Genomic DNA, 25,949 nt, shown 5'->3' on the forward strand with positions numbered 1-25,949 from the left:
GGTTCGCCCGTGAACGATCAGCCGTTCGCGGCGAGTTGGGCCAGCCGTCGGGCCTGGGCCCGGGCCTCCGCCGCGACGGCGGACTCGTCGGCGGTGCGCAGCTCACCGTTCTCCACCACCGGCGCCCCGTTCACCAGGGAGAGGGTGATCGGCGCGGGCGGGCCCAGGACCAGCGCGGCCACCGGGTCCTCGATGGTGGAATGGCCGAGACCGTCGAGCCGCCACAGCACCAGATCGGCCAGTTTGCCCACCTCGAGCGAGCCGATCTCGCCCTGCCGGCCCAGCACTTCGGCGCCGCCCCTGGTGGCCAGCCGCAGCGCCTGGCGGACCGTCAGCGCCTTCTCCCGGCCGGGGCCGAGGCGGTTGATCAGCAGCGCGTTGCGCAGCTCGGTGTGCAGCTCCCCCGACTCGTTGGACGCGGTGCCGTCCACGCCCAGGCCCACCGGGACCCCGGCGGCCAGCATCTCGGGCACCCGGGCGATGCCGGCGGCCAGCCGCGCGTTGGACGAGGGGCAGTGCGCGACGCCGGTGCCGGTGCGGGCGAAGGCGGCGATGTCCGCGTCCGTCATATGCACGCAGTGCGCCATCCAGACGTCGTCGCCGAGCCATCCGGTGCTCTCGAAGTAGGCCGTCGGCCCCATCCCGAACCGCTGCTCGCAGAACGCCGCCTCCTCCACCGTCTCCGAGCCGTGGGTGTGCAGCCGAACGCCCAGCCGGCGGGCCAACTCGGCCGATTCCCGCATGAGTTCGGTGGTGACGGAGAACGGGGAGCAGGGCGCGACGGCGATCCGCAGCATCGCGTCTGGCGCCGGATCGTGGTGCGTGGCGACGGCCAGCTCGGTGGCGGCCAGCGCCTCCTCGGTGGTCTCCACGGCGAAGTCCGGCGGCAGCCCGCCCCTGGACTCGCCCAGGTCCATCGAACCCCGGGTCGCGGTGAACCGCACGCCCAGCTCGCGGGCGGCACGGATCTCGGCGCCCAGCAGATCGCCGGCCCCGCGCGGGAAGACATAGTGGTGGTCCATCGCGGTGGTGACGCCGCCCCGCGCCATCATGGCCAACGAGGCGCGGGCCGCCGCGTACACCATGGCCTCGTCGATCCTGGCCCAGGTGGGGTAGAGGGCGACCAGCCAGTCGAAGAGGTTGGCGTTCTGGGCCAGCCCCCGGGTGAGCCACTGGTAGAAGTGGTGGTGGGTGTTGACCAGGCCGGGCGTGGCGAGATGGCCCGCGGCGTCGATCCTGCGGTCGAACGGGCCGAGTTCGGGGGGCGCGGCACCGGGCCCGACGGCGACGATCCGGCGGCCGGCGACCACCAGATACCCGGATGTGTGCTCGGTCTGGGCATCATCCATGGTCGCGATGGCGCAGTTCTCGATCAGCACGCGTGGCTCGTCGGTCACACGGTCACCTCCTTGGACAGGGCGGGTCAGGAGCGGGGTTCAGGGGCGGGTCAGCTCGACGGGGATGCGTTCGTCCGCGCCGTCCCGCAGCACGGTGGCCTCGATCAGTCCGAAGGGCCGGTCGGTCGCCACATAGACCGCGCCATCCCCGGTTTCGTTCTCGATCCCGAAGGGGCTCATATCAACCAGGAAATGGTGTTTGTTGGGCAGAGAGAGACGAATCTCCTCCACCCCGGTGACTCGTTCGATCACTGCGGACCCCATCTCGAAGAGCGTCTGCTGCAGCGAGCGGGAGTAGGTGTCGGTGAACGCCGCCAACAGCGCTGCCCTGGCGTCCGCGTAGGCCGCGTTCCAGTCGGTGGCCGCGACCGTCCCCGCGTCCTCGGCGGCATGCCGCCAGCGCGCGCTCACCTCGGTGGCCAGCACCCGGTCCGTGGTCTCGGCCAGCGTGGTGTAACGGTCCCTGACAAAGCCGTGGAACTCGGAGTCCGTGGTGTTGAGCACGGTCAGCCCCGTCAACCCCGAGAGCACTTCGAGCCGTTCGCCGTCCCAGGAGACCCGGGCCGTCCTGGTCTCCTGACCGCCGCGCACGAAGGAGTGCCCGCCAAGGCGCTCCCAGTGGTGCTCCTCGATATCCGCCACCACCCGGTGGATGGTCGGCTGGGAGTCCACGAAATGGCGCGCCAGCTCGGCCCCGAACGCCTCGGGGGAGGCGATGCCGCGCTCCCTGGCGAAGGCGTAGACGGTGTTCTTGGCCGTGTCGGTCGGCAGCACCGCCTCGTTCGAGCCCTCCAGGTGCACCCGCTCCATCGCCCCGGAGAACGCCAACGAGACGGTGAGATCGGTCAGTTGGTGGGTTTCACCGGCCCGGCCCACCCGGACCACCCGGGTCTGCGCCTTGCCGTACTGGTTCTGCCCGAGCACCGGCATGGGATCAGCTCCCTCGATAGACGGAATAGCCGTACGGGTTCAACAACAGCGGGATGTGGTAGCGCTCGCCCGCGGTGACCGCGAAGGTGACGGTGGCCTCGGGGAAGAACGCGGTCCCGGTGGAGCCCCGGGTGAGATAGGGCTCGACGTCGAAGGTCAGCCGGGCCGCCACCGCGCCCCCCGGCAGCGGCGGCAGCGCGGCACAACGGCCGTCGGCGTCCGTGCGCCCCTCGGCGTGCGGGCGCCAGTCGGCGCCGCCCGCGTGGCCGGCCTCGCGCACCGCGAGCCGCACCACGATCCCGGCGGCCGGCCGGCCCGCGCTGGTGTCCAGCACATGGGTGGAGACCGCGACCGGCGTCTGGACCAGCCGGGTCAGCCGCAGCCGGTTGATCTTGCCCAACTCGGCGCGCGCCACGGTCGCCTCGTGCGCCGGATCGTGGTCGAGGCGGGCGAGCAGCGCGTCGCGCATCGCCTCCCCCGACAGCCCGCTGGCGCAGATCAGGAAGACCCGGCCGAAGCGCTCCTGATAGCTGATGTTGAGGTCGAGCAGGGCGTCCCGCACCGCGCTGTCCGACTCCGCGAGACCGCTCTGCTCGCGGGCCGAGGTGGGGTCCCCCGGCCTGGGCCGGCCGATCGGCGGATGGCCGGCGACCGCCTCGTCGAAGCCGTCGGCCGAGAGCGCGGCCAACGCGGTGTCCTGGGCGGCCAGCAGCCCGGCCAGATCGGCGAACGGGCGCCCGGCCAGCAGCCGTTCACCCCAGGCGGACGCGGCGCAGACATGCCGCAGCGTCTCCCGGACGGCGTTCTCCGGGGCGTGGTTGAGCCAGGTCAACCCGGGTTGCGGAGGCGAGGTCATGGGCCCAGCTAAGCCGCATGATCGACGGGCGTCAACAGTTTGTTGAAGTGCGCGGCGACACGTCGCCCCGGTGCGGTCCCTCCCCGCCGCCGGTCAGCCGCCGCTCGCGCGGTTGAGGTAGTTGTAGACGGTGAACCGGCTCACCCCGAGGGCCCCGGCCACCGTCTCCACGCCATGGCGCATCGCGAACGCGCCCCGGTGTTCCAGGCTTCGGACGATCCGCTGTTTGGTCCGCCGGTCTAGATCGGCCAGCGGCCGGCCGTGCCGCCGCCTGAGATCGTCCAGCAGATGCTCCAGGGAGTCGGAGAGCAGGGGCAGCCGCACGGCGGCCACGGTGGCGCCCTCCCAACGGAGCGGGACATCGTCCTCGCCGGCCTCCAGCGGGGCGACCAGCTCACCGCCGATGGCGTCCAGCAGCGGGGCCACCGCCGCCAGGAACCGCGCCTCCTCCGACTCGTCCGACGCGTCCGCGTCCTGGGCCCCTCCGGGCACGATGGGCCCTGTCATATCGGGAACCCCCCGTCCGCCGCCCGCTCGCCGGCGGGCTCGGCGTCCTGCTCCGTCTCCTGATCGGGTTTCGCCTCAACGGCGTTGACCTGGAGGGATATTCGGGTGGCCCCCGCGGCGAGCGCCTGGCGCAGCAGGGCGTCCACACAGGAGAACACCGCCTCGGGCGTGCCCTCGGCGGTGTTCCCGAACGGACCCACCTCCACCCCCTCCAACCCGGCGGCACGCACCACCTCGCGCGCCACCACGGCGTGCGGAGGGGATTCGTCCAGGTCGAAGGGTTCGGTGGTGAACTCAAGTCTCAGTCGCACGCGGCCAACCTAACCCGGTGCCGGACGCCCGCCACGCCGGCGCCCGCACCCGTCGTCACGCCCTCCGCGCACCGATCCGGGGCACCGGGTCAGAACCCGGCGCCCGCTCCCTGCCCCCGTCCGACGCCCGGACGGGGAACGGACAACCAGGAACCGTCCTGGATGCGATAGTGCGGGACGCCGAACAGCTCGACGGCCCTTCGGAATTCCACGACCGCGGGCGTCAGCGCGCTGACCGAACCGAGCGCCGCCGCGATCACCAACAGCGCCTGCCCCAGCGCCGCCTCGTCGGGAACCCCGGACACCGACAGTTCTTCGAGCCGCGCCAACTGCCCCTCGGCGACCTCGCGATCGGCGAGCGCCGCTTGATAGCCGCCCAGCTCACGACGCAGCCGCTGCACGGCCGCGCGCAGTGTCGTGACCCGGGGGTCGAGCCCGGCCACCGGTACGCCCCGTACCGTGTGGGCCGTCTCAGCTTCTCCTGCCACTCAGCCCTCCCCATGCCCGTCTCCACGTCACCGCCGCCCGAGCCCCCCGCCCCGGCCACAGACGACGAACTCAAAGCGACAAGACCCAGCAGGGAAAGTAAATATCACTGTCCGCGCATCACGCCATACGGAGGGCTAGATTGCGTGTCACATTCCGATGAACAATGTTCTTCGGTCGTTCTTCGGTCTCCTCCGGACTCCTCCGGTCTCCTCCGAGCGGGGTTCGGAGTTGTTCGCGGGGCGCTCGGGCAGAAGAGCGATGGGAGTTCCAGCATAGGACCGTATGGTCATAAGAAGTGCGACGGACCCTGTGTGAATCCCGTCGAGAAGTTCCGTCCGGGGAGCGAGAGATGGCGAAGAGCGTGGTGACACGGTGCCCCGTGTGCCGACGTGAGCACCGTTACATCCCGCCGGAGTACCCCTGTGCCTGTGGCGCCCCGGTGACCCTCCCGGTGGCGGTCGACTGTGTGCCGGAGCGGGTGGCGTTCCGCTCCTGGGCCGACGCCTGGACCGAGGTGGAGTGCCCGGCGTGCGGGGAGTCGGGGCAGTGGCCGCAGCCGGGCTTCGACTGCCCCTGCGGGGCCGCCGTGCGGCTCACCCCGCTGGCTCCCCGGATAGCCGGCGGCGCCGATGGCACCGCGCCGAACGAGACGCACGCGACGGCCGGGCCGCCCGGGACCGCCGAGCCCGTCGTGCCGCCGCAGCGCCGGGGCACGGGGGCCGGGGCGCCGGCCGACGAACTGCCGGCGGGCGGGGGCTCGGACCCGGCAGGACCGCTGCCCCGGCGGCGCCGAGGCCCGGCCAGGGCCAGGCGCCCGGCCGCCGAGACCGGCGGCGGGCCGGGCGCCAACTCCGGTTCCGGGGGCCGGGCGGCCAGGGACTTCGCCGTCGGCCGCCGCGCCGCGCGCGGCGCGGCCGAGCGGGGGCCCGAAGCGGCGGCCGACGCGGCGGCCCAGGGGACGCGCGGCGCGTTCCGCCCGTTGACGATCAGGACCCGCTACGACGCCGTGGCCTGCGCCGCGCACTTTCTGCGCTGGCTGGGCTTCACCGGGGTGCGCAGTACCGTCCCCAGGACGGCGTCCGGGCTCGATCTGCGCGGCCCGTCGGTGGTGGGCCTGGTGGACACCAGCACCCAGCCGACCGGCGGCGAGGAGCTGGAAGTGCTGTGGCTGCACGGCCTGTTGAGCTCCTCCCAGCCGGTGGCCTTCTCGCTGGCCGGCTATCTCGGGGCGGCCAGGGACCAGGCCGAAAGGCTGCGGCTGCCGCTGCTGGTGCTGGACCTGAGCGGCACGCCCCAGCCCGTCAACGAGCCGGGCGAACTGCTGCTCCGCCACGGAGTGGACGCCGACCTCGGCTGACTCCCCGCCGGCCGGGGCGCACGCGTTCAGTCGGTGGTCCAGCGCAGCTCGTGCCGGGCGTCCGGGGTGTGGAAGGCGAGCAGTTCGGCGCCCTCCCGCTCCAACTCGGCGCGCTGCCCGGCGGACAGCGGCTCCAGGGCGGTCAGCGCGAGCGTGGCCGAGGCGCCCCGGCGGTCCTTCTCGATCCGCCAGGTGCCCCGGATGAACCCGTCGGCGAGAAAGACCGGATAGGCCCGGTTGCCCACGAAGGTGCGGCTTCTGACCTCGTCGGATATCACCCGGGTGCGGTCGTGGTGGCCGATGAAGAGATTGTCGAACTCGGGCAGGAAGCGCGCGGGCGCCGGCGTGTCCTCGTCCGGGACGGCGGCGTCCGCCAGGTCGTACAGCACCCGCCCGTCCGGCGCGCGGAACTCCCGCAGCCGGCTGGCGAGTCGGGCGAAGACCTCGCGCAGCCTGGTCAGCCCCGACCAGCTCTGGGCGTCCTTGACGGAGGCGGGGCCGAACGCCGCGAGATAGCGGAGCACCAGCTCGTCGGGGGCGGTCTCCTCCCCCAGCTCCGCGCCCAGCCAGGACTGTGCCGTGGTGTGCCCGGCCGCGCCGCCGCGCTGCCAGAGGCCGCGCGGCGGGACCTGCACCAGCGGCAGGAGCTGCCGGCCGACCATGGCCAGATCGTGGATCCCATGCTCCGGCCAGCGCCTGGTCAGCTCGCGGCCCAACGCCTGGAAGGTGCGCGGCTCCTGCTCCACCAGGGCGCGCGCCTCCGCGACCACCGCCGCCAGCTCGACCCCCGCCAGCCGCTTGCCCAGGGCGGAGCGGAACGGCCGCTGGTGGACCGGCTCCAGCATCGGCCGCAGCCGCAGGCAGTCCCGGGCGGTGACCGTGTGGATGGTGGAGCGGTGCAGCGAGATCCGGACGAACTCGCGCGCCTCGAACCGCCGGGAGAAATCCTCAGGGTCGAATCCGACAAGCCGCGACCACAGCGCCGTGTACTGGTTGGTCGGCACCTGGGTCTGCAGGCCCACCAGCCGCTCCACCGCCCGCTCGGCCGTGGTCGCGGCGCGGCTGAGGAGCAACTGGCGGTCGAGCAGCGCGCGGTTGAGGGCCCGTTGGGAGAGGGTGGGCGGGGTCGTCATGGGGCGAGCCTATGTCCGGCCACTGACAGTCGGCGGGGGCTTCGCGGCCGGCGCCCCGGTCGCGGTGGATGGGCATCCGACCGCCGGTGAGGGGCGCGCCGCTGCCGCCCCCGCGGACCGCGACGATCTCGGCGGCGATGGCGAGCGCGGTCTCCGCCGGGGTGCGGGCGCCCAGGTCGAGGCCGATCGGCGAGCGCAGCACGGCGAGTTCGGCCTCGGTGACCCCGGCGGCGCGCAGCCGGCGCAGCCGGTCCTCATGGGTGCGGCGGGAGCCCATCGCGCCGACATAGCCCAGCGGCAGCCGCAGGGCACGCACCAGCAGCGGCACATCGACCTCGGGGTCGTGGGTGAGCACACAGACGGCATCGCGGCTGCCCAGTCGCTGGGCATCGAGGTAGCGGTGCGGCCGGTCGACGATCACCTCGGCCGCCTCCGGGAAACGTTCCGGGGTGGTGAAGACCGGACGGGGGTCGCAGACGGTGACCCGGTGGCCGAGCAGCGCCCCGACGCGGCTGAGCGCGACGGCGAAGTCGACCGCGCCGAAGACCAGCAGCCTGGGCGGCGGTTGGCGGGTCTCCACCAGCAGGGTGTCGGGGCCGAGCCGCACCGTGCCGGTGTGCCCCTCGGCGCGCATCGTCCGGGCCCGGGCCAGCGCGGCGCGGTCGTGGGCCCGGCCCCGGCCCAGCGTGCCGTGCACCGTGTCGTCCGGGCCGCACAGCAGCAGGGTGCCGGGACCGTTCAGCGAGCGGACCAGGGCGACGGGCTCGCCGTCCGCGACCGCCGTCAACGCCCTGGCCAGCAACGCCCGTTCGGGGGATGCGGCGGGGACCGGGGTGATCAGCAGTTCGACGGCGCCGCCGCAGGTGAGCGCGGGTGCGAACGGGTCGGCCGGGTCCGCCGCGTAGTCGACCAGGCGCGGGGCGCCCTCGTCGAGCGCCAGCCGGCACTCCTCGAAGAGGGCGCCCTCCACACATCCGCCGGAGACGCTGCCGAGCGCGGTGCCGTCCGCGTCCACGGCCAGCGCGGCGCCGGGGCTGCGGGGCGCGCTGCCGGTGACGTCGACCACCGTGGCGACCGCGAACGGCCGGCCCCGGTGGCACCAGTCGACCAGTTCCGTGGCGATGTCCAGCATGACCGGCCTCCCTTGTTCAGCCGCGGGCGAGGTGTTCGGGCCGCACCGGCACCCGGGGCAGCTCCTGTCCGGTGGCCTGCCGGATGGCGGCGACGATCGCCGGTGTGGCCGACAGGGTCGGCGCCTCGCCGACGCCGCGCAGCCCGTAGGGCGCGTGCGGATCGGCCAGTTCCAGCACGTCGAGCGGCATGGGCGGGGTGTCCAGGATGGTGGGGATCAGATAGTCGGTGAAGGACGGGTTGCGGATGGTGCCGTCCGGGCCGACCAGGATCTCCTCCAGCACCGCGAGGCCGAGGCCCTGGGTGCTGCCGCCATGGATCTGGCCGCGCACCGCCTGTGGGTTGATGGCCCGGCCGACGTCCTGCGCGGCGGCCAGCTCCACCACCTTGACCAGGCCGAGTTCCACGTCCACGTCGACCACGGCGCGGTGCGCGCAGAACGAGTACTGGACATGCCCGAAGCCCTGCCCGGTCGCCCGGTCGAACGGTTCGGTCGGCCGGTGGCGGAACTCCAGCTCCAGATCGATCGCGGTGTCGCCCAGTACCTCGGCCAGCCCGGCCAGCGCCGTGCCGTCCTCGGTCACCACCGCGCCGTCGGCCAGCCGCAACTCCGGTTCCGCCCAACCCGGATGCTCATCGCCCAGCCGTTCCCTGCCCAGTCTCAGTACCTCGGCGCGCACCGCCTCGCAGGTGTTCCGCACCGCGCCGCCGGTCATATAGGTCTGCCGGGACGCGGAGGTGGAGCCCGCCGAGCCGACCCTGGTGTCGGCCGGCAGGATGCTCACCCGGCCGACGCCCAGCTCGGTGCGGGCGATCTGGGCGTGCACGGTGACGCCGCCCTGCCCCACCTCGGCCATCGCGGTGTGCACGGTGACCTGCGGTTCGCCGGCCACCACCGCGAGCCGCACCCGGGCCGTGGAGTAGTCGTCGAAGCCCTCGGAGAAGCCGACGTTCTTGATGCCGACCGCATAGCCGACGCCGCGCACCACGCCCTCGCCATGGGTGGTGTTGGCCAGCCCGCCGGGCAGCGCGCGCAGGTCGACGGCGGGACGCCCGACGGCGTCCGACGTCTCCCAGGGCCGCTCGGGCGGCAACGGCCTGTCCCTGACCAGCCGGAGCAGTTCGGCGACCGGCGCCGGCGCGTCGACCCGCTGCCCGGTGGGCAGCGCGCCGCCCTGGCTCAGCGCGTTGCGCTGCCGCAGCTCCACCGGGTCCATCCCCAGGGCGGCGGCCAGCTTGTCCATCTGCGCCTCGTAGGCGAAGCAGGCCTGCACCGCGCCGAAGCCGCGCATCGCGCCGCAGGGCGGGTTGTTGGTGTAGAGCCCGACGGCCTCCATCGAGACATGCGGCACCCGATAGGGGCCGATGCCGAGCGAGGCGGCGTTGCCGACCACGGCCGGGGTGGACGAGGCGTAGGCGCCGCCGTCGAGCACGATCCGGGCGGTCACATAGACCAGCCGGCCGTCCCTGGTGGCGCCGTGTTCGTAGGTCAACCGGGCCGGGTGGCGGTGCACATGGCCGAAGAAGGACTCGTAGCGGTTGTAGACCATCTTCACCGGGCGGTCGGCGCGGAGCGCCAACAGGCAGGCGTGGGCCTGCATCGACAGGTCCTCGCGGGCCCCGAAGGCGCCGCCGACGCCGGCCAGGGTGAGCCGTACCCGCTCGGCCGGCAGGCCGAGGACGGGGGCGAGTTGACGCTGGTCCACATGGAGCCACTGGGTGGCGACATAGAGGTCGACGCCGCCGTCCTCGGCCGGCACCGCGAGGCCCGACTCGGGCCCGAGGAACGCCTGGTCCTGCATGCCGACGGTATAGCTGCCACGCACCACCACCTCGGCCTCGGCGCGCGCCGACTCGACATCGCCGCTGATCACCGGCTGGACATGCACCACATTGGGGTGCGGCACATGCTCGGCGTGGTGGTCGTCCCGCCCCGGATGCAGCACGGGCGCGTCGGGCGCGGTGGCGCTGGCCTCGTCGTGCACCACGGGCAGCGGCGCGTAGTCCACCCTGATCCGCTCGGCGGCCCGGCGGGCGGTCTCCGGGTGGTCGGCGGCCACCAGGGCGACGGGCTCGCCCTGGTAACGGACCCGGTCGGAGGCGAGCACCGGCTGGTCCTCGAACTCCAGGCCGTAGTGGGTGGCCGCCGGCAGATCGGCGTGGGTGAGCACACAGTGCACACCGGGCACGGTCAGTGCCTCGCTGATATCGATGCCCCGGATCTCGGCGTGCGCGTGCGGGCTGCGCAGGGTGTGGCCCCAGAGCATGTCCTGGTGCCAGAGATCGGACGAGTAGGCGAACTCGCCGGTGACCTTGAGGATCCCGTCCGGGCGCTGCGGGGAGGCACCGACACCGCCGTCGGCCCCTGGGCGGGCGTCGGCGTGCTGGGTCAGTCCTGCGGGCGGAGGCACAACGGACATGGTCAGGGCCTCCGTTCGGGCGTCAGGCCGCCGGTCGGCGCCTGGGGTGCGGACGGCGCGTCCTGGCCTCGGGAGGCGGCCAGCCGGACGGCGTCCAGGATGTTCTCGTAGCCGGTGCAGCGGCAGAGATTGCCCGAAAGCGCCTCCCTGATGTCGGCGTCCCCCGGGCGGGGCACCCGTTCCAGCAGCTCCTCGGCGGCCAGCAGCAGCCCCGGGGTGCAGAAACCGCACTGCACCGCGCCCGCCTCGACGAACGCGGCCTGGAGCGGGGCGAGTTGTCCCTCCCGCTCGGCCATGCCCTCCACGGTACGGATCTCGGCGCCCTCGGCCTGGCCGGCCGCGACCAGGCAGGCGCAGACCAGATCGCCGTCCATCCGGACCGTGCAGGAGCCGCATTCACCCTGTTCGCAGGCGTTCTTGGAACCCGGCAGCCCGAGCCGTTCACGCAGCACATAGAGAAGGCTCTCGCCCTCCCACACGTCATCCGCGCTGTGTGGGCGCCCGTTCACCGTGAGTTCGATGCGCATGGCGTGCCTCCTTCGGGCATCGTCTGGGCGCGCCAGGCCCAGTCCAGGGTGCGGCGGGCCAACACCCGCACGGCGGTGCGTCGGTAGTCGGCGCTGCCCCGCACGTCGTCGATGGGGGAACAGGCGTCGGCGGCCAGTTCGGCGAACCGCCGGGCGGCGGCCGGTGGCGGGGGCCGCCCGTTCGTCCAGTGGTCGCCTTCGGCCAGCACGCCGGCCAGGAACTCCTCGGCCGCCGTGGCCCTGATCGGCGTGGGCGCCGCCGAGCCGACGCCGGTGCGCACGGTGCGGGTGTGCGGGTGCAGGGCGACGGCGAACGCGCAGACCGCGATCACCATGGCGTTGCGGGTGCCGGCCTTGGCGAACTCCTGTGGCCCGCGCGCCCGGTCCACCGACACCGCGCGGATCAACTCGCCGGGGGCGAGCACCGTACGTTTGGGCCCGGTGAAGAACTCCTCGACGGGCACGGTGCGCTCACCGTGCACGCTGGCCAGCTCCACCCGCGCGCCGGCGGCCAGCAGCGCCGGATGGGCGTCCCCGGCCGGCGAGCCGGTGGCGAGGTTGCCCGCGACGGTCGCCCGGTTGCGGATCTGCGGGGAGCCGACCGTGCGGGCCGCCAGGGCCAGCCCGGGCAGCTCGGCCGCCAGCCTGTCGATCACCGTGCGGTAGGGGACGAGGGCCCCCAGGGACACGGCGTCGCCGTCGATCCGCCACTCGCGCAGCTCGGCGATCCTGGTCAGGTCGAGCAGCCGCTCGGGCCGCCGGCGGCCGAAGTTGATCTCCACCATCACATCGGTGCCGCCGGCCAGCGGGACCGCGTCGGGGTGCGCCGCCCGGAGGGCCAGCGCCTCCTGCCAGGTGGCCGGACGAAAGAACTCCATCGGGTCGCTCTTTCCGCGTCGGGTACGGGCGAGGGGTCGGTACGGGACGTGCGGACGAACGGGCGGGACGGGCGTACGGGGACCGTCACGGGAGCACGCGCGCGGGAAGGGGCCGCTCGCCCCCGCCGGGGGGCCGGCGCCGTCGTTCGTTCCGCCCAGTAGACCCCGGCCGGGCCCGGAGGTGCAGTCACCGAAGGGCCGAAGCCCACCACGGGAGGGGTTACCGTTCTTGTAGGTTCATACGAACACACGGGTTCGGCGTCGCCGTGGAGGCGGGCCCGTGACACCCCCCACAGGCCGACACACGTTCACGAGGAGCGGCCCACCGTGCGACTGCGTGCCCTGCTGGAGTCCGATCGCCTCGGACTGCGACTGCTGTGCGGCGAGACCGAGCTGGACCGGCCGGTGCGCGGGGTGATGACCACCGACCTCCGCGATCCCAGCCGCTATCTGCGCGGCGGCGAGCTGGTGCTCACCGGCCTGGCCTGGTGGCGCGGCCCCGAGGACGCGGCGTCCTTCGTGCGGACGCTGGTCGACGCCGGGGTCTCCGGACTGGCCGCCGGCGAGGTCGAGTTCGGCACCGTGCCGGACGAGCTGGCCACGACCTGCGCCGCGCACGGGCTCCCGCTCTTCGCCGTCGACGAGAAGGTGGGCTTCGCCGAACTCACCGAACACGTGGTCCGCCAGGTGTCGGGCGAGCGCGCCGGCGATCTGGCCGCCGTGGTGGACCGGCACCGGCGGCTGATGTCCGCCGGCCCCGCCGGCGAGGGACCGGGTGCCGTACTGGCGCTGCTGGCCTCCGATCTCGACCTGTCCGCCTGGCTGTTGACGGCCACCGGCCGGGAGATCGCCGGCGCCACCGACGACGCGCTGCCGCCCGGCGTCGGACCCGAACTCGCGGCCCGACATCTCGCGGCCCGGCGCGCCGACCGGCCGGGCCCCTACCGGGTGGTGCCGCCGGAGGGGCGACCGGTGTACTCCGTCTTCCCGGTCCGCGGCGACGCCACGTCCCCCGGCGCCACCCCGCTCGCCGACTGGCTGCTCGCCGTCCGCGCCGACGCCACCGACTGGCCGCCCGCCCGGCTCGACCTGCTCGCCGGCGTCGCCGATCTGGTGGCCGCCGAACGGGACCGCAGGGAGGCCGCGCGCGGGGTGAGCCGCCGACTGGCCGGACAGATCCTCGACCTGCTCGCGGCCGGCGCCGCGCCGGCCGAGCTGGCCGCCCGCCTCCGGGTCGCCGCCTCGGTGCTGCTGCCCGGCGGCGGCGACCCCGACTGGCAGGTGGTGGTCGCCGAACTCCACCGCCCCGAAGCGGACTTCGAGGCGGGCCCGGCGGCCAGGACGGTCCTGGAGGAACTGCTCTGGGACCCCACCTCCCCCGACACCGGCTGCGCCGTCGCCCACACCGAGGGCGAGGCCGTGGCGCTGGTCCCGGTCCCCTGGCCGGCCGACGCGGACACCGCGGGCGCCCCGCTGCGGGCCGAGACGATCGCCCGCGCGATCGACCGTCCGCTGGCCGCCGGACTTGGCGACGGCGCCCGGCTGACGCTCGGCGTCAGCGCCGCCGTCTCATCGGCCGGCGGACTGCGCGGGGCGCTGGAGGAGGCCAGGCACGCGCGCCGGGTCGCCGCCGCCAGGGGCGGCGGACGGGTGTCCGTCGCGGGCCACGAGGAGCTGGCCTCCCATGTGCTGCTGCTCCCCTTTGTCCCCGACGATGTGCGCCGCGCCTTCACCGAACGACTCCTCGCCCCGCTGCGCGCCTACGACGAACGGAACAACGCGGCGCTGCTGCCCACCCTGGAGGCGTTCCTCGAAGAGGACTGCTCCTGGACGCGGTGCGCCGCCCGACTCCATCTCCATGTGAACACGCTGCGCTACCGCATCGGCCGCGTCGAGCAGCTGACCGGCCGCGACCTACACCGCCTTGAGGACGCGGTCGACTTCCTGCTGGCGCTCCGGCTGGGCTGACCCGCCACGAATGGCCGATTCCCGCCCCAACCGAAGCGCGTAACGGTCTGACCGGGGAAGGTACTTGTGAACTGTTTCACGCTCCCCTCTTGGCCGGGTGCCGTCTCCCATGCTGAGATGCACTCACATCACGAGGGGCTAACAGCACAACGACGCGCTGGGAGGGCGATGTGACGGATACCGCCGTACCACATCCGGTTCTGGAAACGGCGAGCGGAACGGCGCTCGACAGTGCGGTATGGCGGCTGCGGTCACGAGGCTGTTGGGAGGACGCCGCGGCCCTCCTCGAACCCACCGCGAAGGACCAGCCGAGGTCGGCGCTGCTCCGCGCCCGACTGCTGGTGGAACGCTGCATGTTCACCAGCCAGGGCTGGGAGCGCGCCGAGGAGGCACTGCGCGCCGCCGAGTCGATGGCCCTCACCGACGAGGAACGCGGCACCGCCGCCTGCGAGCGCGGCTATCTCGCCTACACGGCAACGCTGTTGCGCGTGCGCGACCGCGCCGACGAGGCGCGCGCCGCGCTGGGCCGCGCGGCGGCACTGCTGGCGCCCGGCTCCCCGGGACGGCCGCTGCTGGACTTCCGGCGCGGGCTGATGGCCGAGCATGTGAGCGGCAACCCCCAGGCGGCGGAGACGGGTTACCGTCGCGCCCACAACGAGGCGCTGAGCAGGGGCGACGCGCTGCTCAGCTCCTACACCTGGCGCCATCTGGCGGCGCTGGCGCTGGAGAACGGCGAGGTGGCGGAGGCCCGGCATGGCTTCGCCGAATCCCTGCGGCTGCGCGAGGAGTTGGGCTTTCTGGTCGGCATCGCACCGGCCCTGGTCGCGCTCGCCGGCGTGCAACCGCCCCAGGAGGCGGAGCGGCTGCGCGCCGAAGCCACCCGCCTCTTCCGTCTCCTCGGCGAGGTCCCCCACTGGCTCGCCCCCCAACTGGCGGAAGTCGACTGACCCCAGGGCCGGCCCCCCGCCTGCGGCAGCCCCCGCCCCGGCACGCCACCACTGCCACCGGGCGAACAGACCAACGCCCCCCGGCCACCCGCCCACGTTCCACGTTCCACGTTCCACGTTCCACGGCACGCCGTGTTCCCCACCGACGGGAACGCCGCACCACCGCGCCCACCGAACCGATGCACCAACGACGCCGGCAGCGCGGGCCAGCTCGCGGTGGGCCGGGTTGCCCACCGGCGGGGACCCCGCACCACCGCTGCCACCGAACCAGCAACGCGGACTAACGCCCTCCCGCAGCGCCGCGTCGCCCACCGCGCCCGCCGAACCGATGCGGCAATGACGCCACCAGCGCGGGCCACCCCACGGCGCGCCGCGTTGCCCACTGGCGGGGACCCCGCACCACCGCTGCCACCGAACCGATGCGGCAACGGCGCCGGCAGCGCGGGCCGGTCCACGGTGGGCCGGGTTGCCCACTGCCGATGCGCCTGCGGCGGCACCGGTGCCGCCCGGCCCGCTGGACAGCGGGCCGTGAAGGGCCCGCGCGGCGCCGGGCCGGGCGCAGACCGTACCTCCGTCCGCCGGGGTACGGACGGCCGATCGCGGCAGCATGCCAACGCGCCGGCCGGGGCGCCGTGTTACCGGCGTGCCGGATGGCCGGCGGCGCAACGCCGCGCCAGCACAGCGAGCCGGGCGCCGCGTCGTCCCCCGCGGGCGCGGGCGCGGACGTCAACTCACCAATGACAACGCCGCGTCACCCGCGTGCGCGGATGCCCAACGGCGCGTAACCGCGTCACCGTGTTGTCCACCGGCCGCAAACGGCCCGGCCGATCTCGTCCCCTCCCGCGCCCGCCCTCCGATGGCGTCGAGCGACAGCCGCAGCGTCCCGCCGCGTCACGTCGTCAGGTGGGCGTGGGCCAGGCGTTCGACGGTGGGGAGGTCGCGGCGGGTCAACGCGTCGAGGAGGAAGCCGTGTTGGCGGGCGCTGGCGACCAGTTCGACGCAGCCGGGTGGGCGGCCGCCGACCCGGGGGCTCTGGGCCTTGCGGTGCATCTCCTGGGCGACGGCGACCAGATGGCGGTTGCCGGTCAGGCCCAGCAGCTCGCGGTGGAAGGCGCGGTCCGCCTCCGCGTAGCCGGCGCGGTCGCCGAGCAGCGCGATGCGGACCGTCGCGTCGGCCAACGGGCGCAGTTCCTCCCAGCGTTCCGGGGGCAGGGTGCGCCCGAGCGCGAGGAGGGCGGGGACTTCGAGGGCGGCGCGTACCTCGGCCACCTCGGCCAGATCGCGCTGGCTGCGCCCGGTGACCCGGAAGCCCCGGTTGGGCACCGTCTCCACCACGCCCTCGCTGGCCAGCCGCTGCATCGCCTCCCGCACCGGGGTGGCCGACACTCCGTACCGTTCGGCGAGCAGCGGCGCCGAGTAGGTCTCGCCGGCGGTCAGTTCCCCGCTGGCCAGGGCGTCCCTCAGGGCGGCCAGCACCTGGGCCCTGACGGAGTAGCGCTCGGGCAAAGAACGGGGGCGCACCGGCAGCGGTGAGCGTCGCCTGGGCGGGACACGGTCAGCCACGGCCCCGGCCCCCGAAATGGCCGATTCCATTCGGGTGGGTTCCATCTGTCCGCTCCATCCCTCCTGCCCCCGAATCAAGTGGGTTCCAGCACCCTAGGCGGAGTTTCCGTACCCGCAAACCCCAGAGATCGGTCAGGTAAGGTAAGGCTTACCTGCACCAGTTACGGATCGGTGGCCAGATGACCGTGCCCGCGTTGACCACCACGACACCGCTGACGCCCGCTTTTGCCCGGGTGACCGAGGCGATGCCCACGCTGGGCATCACCGAGGGTCGGCCGCGGTCCGGTGCGGGTTGGACACGGGGCGACGAGCTGGCCGCCGGGGGCGCGGCGCTGGACGCGTTCATCGCCGCCGAGGCCGAGCAGGCCCGCGTCGCCTACGGCCGTGACGCCCGGCCCGATGTGGTGGCCAGCTTCGCGTTGCACCGGTACGCCTGGCCGGCCGCCGTGCTCTTCACGCTGCCGTACTTCCTGCTGCGCCGGGTGCCCCGACTGGCGCCCGAGGATGTGGCGATCCGACGGGACCCGACCCGGCTGACCGTCCGCGTCTCCGCGTTCGCCTGTCTGCCGGACGATCCGGCGGCCGGGCTGCCCGGCGCCGTGGTGGTCGCGGACGAGGAGGCGCTGCGTGCCGAGGTGCGGCGGGGGGCGAGCGAGCATCTGGGGCCGCTGCTGGACGCCTTCGGGCCCAGGATGCGCCGCAGGGCGCGCGCCCTCTGGGGCGTGGCCACGGACGAACTCGCCGAGTCCCTGTGGTATTTCGGCCATCTGCTGAACGAGGAGGAGCGTGCCGTCCGGGAGTTGGGGCTGCTTCTCCCGGGGAACACCGCGCCGTTCCGCGCCGACGCCGGCTTCCGGGAGTTGACCGGGCCGGCCGACGAGCCGCTTCGCACCCGGGACCGGGCGAGCTGCTGCATGTTCTACACGCTGCGCCCGGAGAACACCTGCGTGACCTGCCCGCGGATGTGTGACAGCGACCGGGTGCGGCGCCTGACCGCCGGTTGATAACAGATCATCCGGTACCCGGCGGCAAGTTCCCCCAAATTACCACTCGTTGGTGGCATTACGCCCGAATTGGAACTGACGGGGCCTCAGGTAGCATCACGCTTTCTCCAAACAGCTGGAATCCGAGAGCGCCCGGCGTCGCCGGGTCGCACGGCACACCCGGGCGAGGGGCAACATCGCGGTGAAGGTGACGGACATGCAGTTCAGTTGGGTGTTGGCGGCGGCCATCCTGCTGGTGGGTTTCCTGGCCGCCACGGCCCTGCTCACCCGGGGCCGTAAGTCCTCTGGAGAGGCTCAGGAGACGGACTCCTGGGAACGCCTGGAGTCCCAACGGCGGCGCCGGGAACGGGTTTACGCCTCCGCGTCCTACACGCTGCTGTTCTGCTGCGCCGGGGTGGCCGCGGCGCTCTCGTTCCAGGGTCTCGTCGGCTTCGGCCGGGAGAACCTCGCGCTCTCCGGCGGCTGGGAGTACCTGGTGCCGTTCGGGTTGGACGGCGCGGCGATGTTCTGCGCGGTGATCGCCGTGCGCGAGGCCAGCCACGGCGACTCCTCGATGGGCTCCCGGATGCTGGTGTGGCTGTTCGCCGGGGCGGCGGCCTGGTTCAACTGGGTGCACGCGCCCAGGGGTACGGGCCACGCGGGCGCGCCGCACTTCTTCGCCGGCATGTCGCTCTCCGCCGCCGTGCTCTTCGACCGGGCGCTGAAGCAAACCAGGCGGGCCGCGCTGCGCGAGCAGGGTCTGGTGCCCAGGCCGATGCCGCAGATCCGCTTCGTCCGCTGGCTGCGGGCCCCGCGCGAGACCTTCGGCGCCTGGTCGCTGATGCTGCTCGAGGGGGTGCGCACCCTGGACGAGGCGGTCGAGGAGGTGCGCGAGGAGCGCCGCAAGAAGGAGGAGGGCAAGCTGCGCCGCCGGGAGCAACGCCAGTTGGAGCGGGCCAGGTTGCGCGCGATCGGCGGCGGTCAGCAGCGGTTCTTCGGGCGGGGCCGGCGGGAGCTGGGCGTCGGCATGCCGCCGGCCCCGGCGCCGGAGCCGGCCGCCCTGGAGGCGGCGGGGACGCCCAGGGCGCTCCAGGGGCCGACGGTCGACGGCGACGCCGGCTCGATGTCGACGGCCGCGCCGCGCCTCGACTCCCTGGAGGAGAAGTTGGCCAGAATCGAGCGCCAGTTCGGCTAGCCGGGGATGTGTCACCGCCCCCGGGGTGACGGGCCCCGGGGGCCTGGGGCAGCCTTGGCGCATGGGGACGTGGCAGACGGCGCTGGTGGGCGTGGTGATGCTCTGCGGCCTGCTGGCCACCGCGCTGCCCCATGTCCCGAGCACCCTGGCCGTCTGGGCCGGGGTGTTCTGGTGGTCGTCCGCCGACGGCACGACCCGCGCCTGGTGGGTGCTGGTCGCCGCGACGGCGCTGCTGTTGATCAGCCAGGTGGTGCGGTGGCTGCTGCCGTCCGGCAGCGGTCAGGTCGCCGAAGTCCGCACCCGTCAGCTGCTGTTCGCCTCGGGCACCGGGACGGTCGGCTTCTTCCTGCTGCCGGTCGTGGGCGCGGTACCGGGGTTTGTCGCCGGCCTCTACGGCTGGGAGCGGCTGCGACTCGGCGGGCACGGCTCCGCCTGGGCGTCGACCCGGGACATTCTGCGCACGACCGGCCGCTACACCCTGGTGGAGCTGTGTGCCTGCCTGCTGGTCGTCGGCCTGTGGCTCGCGGTGCTGCTGCTCGGCTGACCGGGTGCCCCGCCTCAGCCCAGCGCCACTCCCTCGTGCACCAGCAGCTGCCGCTTGCGGTCCAGGCCACCCGCGTAGCCGGTGAGCGAGCCGTCGGCGCCCAGCACCCGGTGGCAAGGGCGGATCACCGTCAGCGGGTTGGCGCCCACCGCGCCGCCGACGGCGCGCACCGCGCGGGGCGAGATCCCGATGCTCGCGGCCAACGCGCCATAGGTGGTGGTGGTGCCGAGCGGGATCTCGTCCAGCGCGGCCCACACCTGCTGCCGGAACGGGGTGCCGGCCGCCTCCAGGGTGAGGGTGAACTCCGTCAGCTCGCCGGCGAAGTAGGCGTCGAACTCCTCGGTCGCGGACCGGAATTCGGGGTCGGCGCGCACCCAGTCCGGCTGGACGGTCGCGCCGCGCCGCTGCCCCGGCACGGTGACCGACGACAGCACGCCGGGGCGGGGGCCCGCGATCAGCAGGTCGCCGAGCGGGCTGGGGTGGATGGTGTAGCGCACGGTGCTCTCCGTTGTTCGTGTGGTGCGATCGGTCTGTGAGTCGGTCCGCGGATCGGTCCGCGGTCGGTTCGGGGTGACGGTGGCGGCGAGGGTCGTTCGCCCGTTGGTCATGGGGGAGCCGTCGTTCGGTCCCCCCGGGGGGCGTCGACGTGTCACCGGGGGCGTCGATTTTCGGTCAGCTGGTGGCCCGCCAGAGGTGGTGCAGCGCGTAGGAGCGCCAGGGGCGCCAGTGCTCCGCATCGGCCACGGTCGCTCCGATCAGGGCCAGCCCGTGCCGGACTCCGGCGTCCCCCGGCAGAAAGACATCGGGGTCGCCCAGGGCCCGCATCCGCACATAGCCGGCCGTCCACGGGCCGATGCCGCGCAGCGCGCGCAGCCGCCGTTCGGCCTCGTCCCGGTCGACGCCCGGGCTGAGCTGGACGCGGCCGTCGGCGAGCGCGGCGCCCAGGGTGCGCAGTGTCGCGCGGCGGGATTCGGGCATGCCCAGCTCGGCGAGTTCGGCCTCGGCGAGCGCCGCCGGCTCGGGGAAGAGGTGGGTGAGGCCGCCGTCGGGCCGCCCCAGCGGCTTGCCGAGCGCGGCGACCAGCCGGCCGCCCAGGGTGCGGGCCGCGCCCACCGTGACCTGCTGGCCGAGCACCGCCCGGATCGCCAGTTCGTCGGAGCTGACGGCGCCCGGCGAGCGCAGCCCGGGCGCCCGGGCGACCAGCGGCCCGAGCCCCGGCCGGCCACCGAGCCGGTCGGCCACGGCATAGGGGTCGGCGTCCAGATCGAAGAGGCGCCGCAGGCGTTGGACCGCGCAGGTCAGATCGCGCAGATCGGTGAGGAACAGCCGGCAGGGCAGCCAGCGGCGGTCCTGGGCGCCGGCGCTCTCCGCCACCTCGGCGATCCCGCTGCCGTGCGGCAGCGCCAGCGTGCGCCGGTAGGTGCGGGCGCCGGGGGCGCCCAGCGTCTCCTCCACGCCCGGCAGCGCCCGGCGGGCGAGGAAGTCGAAGACCTGCCGCGCGTCATAGGCGCCCCGGTAGGCGAGCCGCAGCGGAACCCCCGCGCCCTCGACCGGCTCGGCGCGGCCGGCGGCGGGGGCCGTGGCGCGCAGCGCGCTGGGGGTGCGGTCGTAGACCTCGCGCAGGGTGTCGTTGAACTGGCGGACGCTGGCGAAGCCGGCGGCGAACGCGATCTCGGTGATCGGCAGTTCGGTCGTCTGGAGCAGGATCCGCGCGGTGTGGGCGCGTCCGGCCCTGGCCAGGGCGATGGGTCCGGCTCCCAGCTCGGCGACCAGCTGCCGCTGGACCTGCCGGGCGCTGTAGCCGAGCCGGTCGGCCAGGCCGGCGACGCCCTCCCGGTCCACCACGCCGTCGCCGATCAGCCGCATCGCCCGGCCGACCAGATCGGCGCGCACGTTCCACTCGGCCGATCCCGGCACCGCGTCCGGACGGCAGCGGCGGCAGGCGCGGAACCCGGCGCCCTGGGCGGCCGCGGCCGAGGGGAGGAAACGGACGTTGGCCCGCTTGGGTGTGGTCGCCGGGCAGCTGGGGCGGCAGAAGATGCCGGTGGTCAGGACGGCGGTGAAGAACACCCCGTCGAATCGCTCGTCGCGGCTGCGCACCGCCTCGTACCTGCTGTCGTCGTCCATCACCCGTCCAGTGTGCGACGTCGCCCGACCTGGGCACTGGCGGGTTTCGGACGGGGAGGTGGCGGGCCGGGACGGATGGGCCCGAGCCCTTCGGGACGAAGCCGGGGCACCCCTCGATTCAACCTTCGCAGCAGCGAATCAACGGCTCGGGTACTCCCCCGGTCGACGCCGCTCGATCCCCTACCCGGCGCACCTGGCCGGGGCGGGGCGGCAGCACATAACATGACGGGGCGCCAGCCAGCGCGCCGCGTTCCGCCGACCACGGAGCGTCCCGACGATGTCCGGTTCGGGGGCCGGGGCACGCTTACACCGGCCAGAAATCACCGCAAACTCCGCACAAGGGGCACAGTATGTCGATATCCGAGCAAGGGACCGTGCCCAGGGCACCTCGGTCCATTCCGGTCCTCGGCCATACCGGGGCGCTCTGGCGGGATCCGCTCGGCTGGCTCAAGGCATGCTCGGGAGGCCCCGGCATTCAGGAGCTGAAGCTGCGGGGACGTCGCGGCTATCTGGTTGCCGATGCGAAGCTTGCCCATTCGGTGCTGACCAATGTGAGCGATTTCGACAAGGGCGGGCAGATCGCCGATCAGGCCCGCGCGGTGCTCGGGAACGGGCTGCTCACCTGCCCGGCGGCGGAGCACCGGAGGCAGCGACGGCTGATGCAGCCGGCGTTCACCCGCGAGCGGGTCGGCGAGGCCGGCGTCGTCATGGTCGAGGAGGCCGAGCGGCTGGCCGCCTCCTGGCGGGACGGCGAGCGTCTCGACCTGGTGCCGGTACTGAACCGACTCACCCAACGCGTCACGATACGTTCGCTTTTGCCCAGCTTCGACCTGTCGAGCATCGACGAGATGGTGAGCGTTTTCGACCGGCTGCTGGACGGCGAGGTGTTCCGGCACGCGGTGCTCCCCGAGTGGGCGCGGAACCTCCCGCTGCCGTCGGCCCGCAGGTTCACCGCCGCCGTGGCGGAGGCGGACGCCACCTGCGCCCGTGCCGTGGAGAGCGCGCGCGCCGATCCCGCGGCGGGTGGGCTGCTGAGCGCGCTGCTGGAGAAGGGGGCGGGCGAGGAGGAGGCGCTGTTCTCGGACGAGGAGCTGAAGGCCCAGGTGGTCACGTTCCTGGCCGCCGGCACCGAGACCACCGCAAGCGTGCTGTCCTGGTTCTTCCACCGGGTCGCCGAGGACCCGGCGCTCGGAGAGCGGCTGCACCAGGAGCTGGACACCGTCCTCGAAGGACGCACCGCGACGGCCGAGGATGTGCCCCAACTGCCGTTCACCAACGCGCTGTTCGCCGAGACCCTGCGGGTGCACTCGCCCACCTGGATCATCGCGCGCTGCGCCACCAGGGAGGTGGAGCTGGGCGGGCACCGGTTCCCCGAGGGCACCGAGTTCTATGTGAGCCCCTACCAGCTCCACCACAATCCGGCGGTCCATCCCGATCCCGAGCGGTTCGATCCCGACCGGTGGACCGGGGGGCGTTCGGCGCTGGTGCCGTCCGTCGGCTATGTGCCGTTCGGCGCGGGGGCGCGGATCTGCATCGGCGCCAGGTTCGCCCTGCACGAGGCCGTGATCGCCGTCTCAGCGCTGGCCGGCCGGTGGGATCTGCGGCCGGAGCCGGGCGCCCGGGTGCGGCCCAGGCCCCGCATCGTGATGGCCCCGCACGGGCTGGTGCTGCGGGCACACGACCGTCGCGCGGCTGTCTAGGGCTTGGCCAGCCGGGCCGGGAAGCCGCCGGTGGCGACGGGGCCCCAGCGGCGTGGGGTGACCCGGATCAGGGACTTGCCCTGGCGGGCCATGGCCTCCCGGTACTCGGCCCAGTCCGGGTGCTCGCCGGCGATATTGCGGTAGTACTCCACCAGCGGCTCGATCGCCTCCGGCACCCGCAACACCTCGGCGACGCCGTCCACCTGCACCCAGGGGCCGTCCCACTCGTCGGACAGGACCAGGACACTGACCTCGGCGTCCCGCTCGGCGTTGCGGGTCTTGGCCCGCTCCGGGTAGGTCGACATCACCAGCCGGCCGGCGTCGTCCACCCCGCAGGTCAGCGGGGACGCCTGGGGCGAGCCGTCGGAGCGCCGGGTCAGCAGGACGGCGCGGTGCCTGGCCCGGACGAAGTCCAGCAGGCCGTCGAGGTCAACGCGGGTGTTGGTCGCGATCGAAGGACTCATAACGGCAGACCCTACGCCCCTCCCGCGCGCCGCCTTCCGGTGGCTCGCGGGAGGGGTGGGACGGCCGGCTCAGGCGGCCAGCGGGACGGCCGACTCGGCCGGGGCCAGGGCCAGTTCGAGCACCTGCCGGACATCGGAGACCGGGTGCACCCGCAGATCGGCCAGGACCTCGGCGGGCACATCGTCCAGGTCCGGCTCGTTGCGGAGCGGGATGATCACCGTGGTCAACCCGGCGCGGTGGGCGGCCAGCAGCTTCTGCTTGACCCCGCCGATCGGCAGCACCCGGCCGGTGAGCGACACCTCGCCCGTCATGGCCACCTCGGGCCGCACCCGGCGCCCGCTGAGCAGCGAGGCCAGGGCCGTCGTCATGGTGACCCCGGCGCTGGGGCCGTCCTTGGGGACGGCGCCGGCCGGCACGTGCAGATGGATGCCGCGCTCCCTGAGATCGCCGACCGGCAGCTCCAACTCGGCGCCGCGCGACCGCAGATAGGAGAGGGCGATCTGCCCCGACTCCTTCATCACATCGCCCAGCTGCCCGGTGAGGGTGAGCCCGGAGCCGCCCGTCTCCGGATCGGCGAGCGACGCCTCCACATAGAGGACATCGCCGCCCGCGCCGGTGACGGCCAGCCCGGTGGCGACGCCGGGCACCGCGGTGCGCTGCCGCCCGGGCTCCTGGGCGGCCTCGGGCGTGTGGTGCGGCCGGCCGATCAGGGCGCGCAGCCCGTCCTCGGCGACGGCGTGCGGCAGGGTCAGCTCGCCCAGCTCGGCGCGGGCCGCGACCTTCCGCAGCACCCGGGCGACCGTGCGCTCAAGGCCACGCACCCCGGCCTCCCTGGTGTACTCACCGGCCAGCTTCCGCAGCGCCGGCTCGTCGACCGTGACCTCGTCGGGGGCCAGGCCCGCCCGCTCCAGCTGCCTGGGCAGCAGGTGGTCCCTGGCGATGGTGACCTTCTCGTCCTCGGTGTAGCCGTCGAGGCGGACCAGCTCCATCCGGTCCAGCAGCGGCTGCGGGATGGACTCCAGCACATTGGCGGTGGCCAGGAACACCACGTCCGAGAGGTCCAGCTCGACCTCCAGATAGTGGTCCCTGAACGTGTGGTTCTGCGCCGGGTCGAGCACTTCGAGGAGGGCCGCCGTCGGATCGCCCCGGTAGTCGGCGCCGACCTTGTCGATCTCGTCGAGCAGCACCACCGGGTTCATCGAGCCGGCCTCCTTGACGGCCCGGACGATCCGGCCGGGCAGCGCGCCCACATAGGTGCGCCGGTGGCCCCTGATCTCGGCCTCGTCACGGATGCCGCCCAACGCGACCCGGACGAACTTCCGCCCCATGGCGCGCGCGACGCTCTCCCCCAGCGAGGTCTTGCCGACGCCGGGCGGCCCCACCAGGGCCAGCACCGCGCCGCCGCGCCGGCCGCCGACCACCTTCAGCCCGCGCTCCTCGCGGCGCTTGCGCACCGCCAGATACTCCGTGATCCGGTCCTTGACGTCCGCGAGACCGGCGTGGTCCGCGTCCAGCACGGCCCGGGCGCCGGCGATGTCGTAGGCGTCCTCGGTGCGCTCGTGCCACGGCAGTTCGAGCACCGTGTCCAGCCAGGTGCGGATCCAGCCGCCCTCCGGGCTGGCGTCGGAGGCGCGCTCCAGCTTGTCGACCTCCTTGAGCGCGGCCTCGCGGACCCGCTCGGGCAGATCGGCGGCCTCGACGCGGGCGCGGTAGTCGTCGCCCGCATCCTCGGCCTCCCCGTTCAGCTCGGCCAACTCCTTGCGCACGGCGGCCAGTTGGCGGCGGAGCAGAAACTCGCGCTGCTGCTTCTCCACGCCGTCCTGGACGTCCTTGGCGATGGACTCGGAGACCTCCTCCTCCGCCAGATGCTCCCGCAGCCAGGCCGTGGCCGCCCGCAGCCGCTCGACCGGATCCAGCGTCTCCAGCAAGGTGCTCCGCTGTTCGGCGCTGAGGAAGGGGAGATAGCCCGCGTTGTCGGCGAGCGCGCCGACCTCGTCGATCCCGGCCACCCGGTCCACCACCTGCCAGGCGCCGCGCTTGCGCAGCCAACTGGTGCTCAGCGCGCGGTACTCCTTGACCAGCTCGATGACCGAGCCGGGCAGCGGGTCGGGAACGGACTCCACGACCGGCGCGACCTCCACCCACAGCGCCCGGCCCGGCCCCGTGGTGCCCGCGCCCACCCGCACCCGGCGGATGCCGCGCACCAGGGCGCCCGGATCACCGTCGGCCAGCCGGCCGACCTGCTCCACCCGGCCCTCGACGCCGACGGCCGGGTAGTTCCCGTCGACGCGTGGCACCAGCAGCACACGCGGCTTCTCCCCACGCGGCGCGGCGGCCCGCGCCGCCTCGACCGCGGCACGCACCTCGGCGTCGGAGAGTTCGAGCGGCACCACCATGCCGGGCAGCACGACCTCGTTCTCCAACGGCAACACCGGAAGAGTGAGTACGTCGAACGATGCTTCCATGACGTCTCCCTTGGCAGGCAAATTGAGCTATGCCGACTCAATGCTGGAGACCCATC

At 73.8% G+C, this 25,949-nt stretch carries 22 protein-coding genes and 1 pseudogene; 7 read left to right on the forward strand and 16 right to left on the reverse strand.

What is annotated here, in order from left to right:
• Positions 1 to 17: 17 nt before the first annotated feature.
• From AOM46_RS21220 to AOM46_RS21245, 6 genes are all read right to left on the reverse strand, one after another.
• On the reverse strand, positions 18 to 1,397 hold the full coding sequence (locus AOM46_RS21220; RefSeq protein ID WP_107080131.1) for an 8-oxoguanine deaminase: 1,380 nt from the start codon (positions 1,395 to 1,397) through the stop codon (positions 18 to 20).
• Positions 1,398 to 1,436: 39 nt separating this feature from the next.
• Positions 1,437 to 2,327, reverse strand: a complete 891-nt coding sequence (gene pucL / locus AOM46_RS21225) for a factor-independent urate hydroxylase (protein ID WP_062214159.1) — start codon at positions 2,325 to 2,327, stop codon at positions 1,437 to 1,439.
• 4 nt (positions 2,328 to 2,331) lie between these two features.
• Complete coding sequence (gene uraD / locus AOM46_RS31405) at positions 2,332 to 3,183, reverse strand: 2-oxo-4-hydroxy-4-carboxy-5-ureidoimidazoline decarboxylase (protein ID WP_078857048.1); 852 nt, start codon at positions 3,181 to 3,183, stop codon at positions 2,332 to 2,334.
• Positions 3,184 to 3,276: 93 nt separating this feature from the next.
• Entirely contained in the window at positions 3,277 to 3,690 is a 414-nt protein-coding gene (locus AOM46_RS21235; protein WP_078857049.1) for a helix-turn-helix domain-containing protein, read from the reverse strand.
• On the reverse strand, positions 3,687 to 4,001 hold the full coding sequence (locus tag AOM46_RS21240) for a thiamine-binding protein (protein ID WP_234313897.1): 315 nt from the start codon (positions 3,999 to 4,001) through the stop codon (positions 3,687 to 3,689). The genes AOM46_RS21235 and AOM46_RS21240 overlap by 4 nt, the downstream gene beginning before the upstream one ends.
• 89 nt (positions 4,002 to 4,090) lie before the next feature.
• Entirely contained in the window at positions 4,091 to 4,489 is a 399-nt protein-coding gene (locus AOM46_RS21245) for a DUF5955 family protein (RefSeq protein ID WP_370592749.1), read from the reverse strand.
• Between the two features lie 440 nt (positions 4,490 to 4,929).
• Here AOM46_RS21245 and AOM46_RS21250 point away from each other — a divergent pair, with 440 nt between their 5' ends.
• The gene (locus tag AOM46_RS21250) at positions 4,930 to 5,847 is read left to right on the forward strand and encodes a hypothetical protein (RefSeq protein WP_062214161.1); all 918 of its coding nucleotides are present in this window, start codon (positions 4,930 to 4,932) and stop codon (positions 5,845 to 5,847) included.
• A gap of 26 nt (positions 5,848 to 5,873) precedes the next feature.
• On the opposite strand, the gene AOM46_RS21255 is transcribed toward AOM46_RS21250, so the two are convergent.
• From AOM46_RS21255 to AOM46_RS21275, 5 genes and pseudogenes are all read right to left on the reverse strand, one after another.
• A complete protein-coding gene (locus AOM46_RS21255) occupies positions 5,874 to 6,869 on the reverse strand; it encodes a winged helix DNA-binding domain-containing protein (RefSeq protein WP_234313898.1) in 996 nt (331 codons plus the stop codon).
• A 163-nt stretch (positions 6,870 to 7,032) separates the two neighbouring features.
• A pseudogene (locus AOM46_RS32370) lies at positions 7,033 to 8,112 on the reverse strand (XdhC family protein); the annotation flags it as partial.
• 16 nt (positions 8,113 to 8,128) lie between these two features.
• A complete protein-coding gene (gene pucD, locus AOM46_RS21265; protein WP_062214163.1) occupies positions 8,129 to 10,531 on the reverse strand; it encodes a xanthine dehydrogenase subunit D in 2,403 nt (800 codons plus the stop codon).
• Positions 10,532 to 10,533: 2 nt separating this feature from the next.
• Positions 10,534 to 11,058: a (2Fe-2S)-binding protein gene (locus tag AOM46_RS21270; protein WP_062214164.1), complete on the reverse strand. Its 525-nt coding sequence runs from the start codon at positions 11,056 to 11,058 to the stop codon at positions 10,534 to 10,536.
• On the reverse strand, positions 11,037 to 11,936 hold the full coding sequence (locus AOM46_RS21275) for a xanthine dehydrogenase family protein subunit M (protein ID WP_062214165.1): 900 nt from the start codon (positions 11,934 to 11,936) through the stop codon (positions 11,037 to 11,039). Before AOM46_RS21275 ends, AOM46_RS21270 begins: the two co-directional genes overlap by 22 nt.
• Before the next feature lie 327 nt (positions 11,937 to 12,263).
• Here AOM46_RS21275 and AOM46_RS21280 point away from each other — a divergent pair, with 327 nt between their 5' ends.
• Both AOM46_RS21280 and AOM46_RS21285 read left to right on the forward strand, forming a co-directional pair.
• On the forward strand, positions 12,264 to 13,904 hold the full coding sequence (locus AOM46_RS21280) for a PucR family transcriptional regulator ligand-binding domain-containing protein (protein ID WP_062214166.1): 1,641 nt from the start codon (positions 12,264 to 12,266) through the stop codon (positions 13,902 to 13,904).
• A gap of 170 nt (positions 13,905 to 14,074) precedes the next feature.
• Positions 14,075 to 14,851: a hypothetical protein gene (locus AOM46_RS21285; RefSeq protein ID WP_062214167.1), complete on the forward strand. Its 777-nt coding sequence runs from the start codon at positions 14,075 to 14,077 to the stop codon at positions 14,849 to 14,851.
• 891 nt (positions 14,852 to 15,742) lie between these two features.
• On the opposite strand, the gene AOM46_RS21290 is transcribed toward AOM46_RS21285, so the two are convergent.
• Positions 15,743 to 16,414, reverse strand: coding sequence for a GntR family transcriptional regulator (locus AOM46_RS21290; RefSeq protein ID WP_370592750.1), 672 nt, complete (start codon positions 16,412 to 16,414; stop codon positions 15,743 to 15,745).
• Between the two features lie 179 nt (positions 16,415 to 16,593).
• On the opposite strand from AOM46_RS21290, the gene AOM46_RS21295 reads away from it, so the two are divergent.
• The 3 genes from AOM46_RS21295 (at position 16,594) to AOM46_RS21305 (ending at position 19,136) form a co-directional block, all read left to right on the forward strand.
• Positions 16,594 to 17,418 carry a (2Fe-2S)-binding protein gene (locus tag AOM46_RS21295; protein ID WP_062214168.1) on the forward strand — a complete coding sequence of 275 codons (825 nt, stop codon included), beginning with the start codon at positions 16,594 to 16,596 and terminating at the stop codon, positions 17,416 to 17,418.
• Between the two features lie 196 nt (positions 17,419 to 17,614).
• Positions 17,615 to 18,592: a DUF2637 domain-containing protein gene (locus AOM46_RS21300; protein WP_370592751.1), complete on the forward strand. Its 978-nt coding sequence runs from the start codon at positions 17,615 to 17,617 to the stop codon at positions 18,590 to 18,592.
• Positions 18,593 to 18,653: 61 nt separating this feature from the next.
• Positions 18,654 to 19,136: a DUF456 domain-containing protein gene (locus AOM46_RS21305; protein WP_062214170.1), complete on the forward strand. Its 483-nt coding sequence runs from the start codon at positions 18,654 to 18,656 to the stop codon at positions 19,134 to 19,136.
• Between the two features lie 14 nt (positions 19,137 to 19,150).
• Here AOM46_RS21305 and AOM46_RS21310 read toward each other — a convergent pair whose 3' ends face one another.
• Together AOM46_RS21310 and AOM46_RS21315 are read right to left on the reverse strand one after the other, a co-directional pair.
• A complete protein-coding gene (locus tag AOM46_RS21310; RefSeq protein ID WP_062214403.1) occupies positions 19,151 to 19,633 on the reverse strand; it encodes a methylated-DNA--[protein]-cysteine S-methyltransferase in 483 nt (160 codons plus the stop codon).
• 175 nt (positions 19,634 to 19,808) lie between these two features.
• The gene (locus AOM46_RS21315; RefSeq protein ID WP_062214171.1) at positions 19,809 to 21,263 is read right to left on the reverse strand and encodes an AlkA N-terminal domain-containing protein; all 1,455 of its coding nucleotides are present in this window, start codon (positions 21,261 to 21,263) and stop codon (positions 19,809 to 19,811) included.
• A gap of 374 nt (positions 21,264 to 21,637) precedes the next feature.
• Here AOM46_RS21315 and AOM46_RS21320 point away from each other — a divergent pair, with 374 nt between their 5' ends.
• Positions 21,638 to 22,963, forward strand: coding sequence for a cytochrome P450 (locus tag AOM46_RS21320; RefSeq protein WP_158920536.1), 1,326 nt, complete (start codon positions 21,638 to 21,640; stop codon positions 22,961 to 22,963).
• Here the strand turns inward: AOM46_RS21320 and AOM46_RS21325 are convergent.
• Both AOM46_RS21325 and lon read right to left on the reverse strand, forming a co-directional pair.
• Entirely contained in the window at positions 22,960 to 23,427 is a 468-nt protein-coding gene (locus tag AOM46_RS21325) for a PPOX class F420-dependent oxidoreductase (RefSeq protein ID WP_062214173.1), read from the reverse strand. The two genes, AOM46_RS21320 and AOM46_RS21325, sit on opposite strands and share 4 nt — an antisense overlap.
• Before the next feature lie 69 nt (positions 23,428 to 23,496).
• Positions 23,497 to 25,893 carry an endopeptidase La gene (lon, locus tag AOM46_RS21330; RefSeq protein WP_062214174.1) on the reverse strand — a complete coding sequence of 799 codons (2,397 nt, stop codon included), beginning with the start codon at positions 25,891 to 25,893 and terminating at the stop codon, positions 23,497 to 23,499.
• Positions 25,894 to 25,949: the final 56 nt, after the last annotated feature.

The organism is Streptomyces sp. NBRC 109706 (genome assembly GCF_000974485.1).
Classification (GTDB): Bacteria; Actinomycetota; Actinomycetes; order Streptomycetales; family Streptomycetaceae; genus Streptomyces.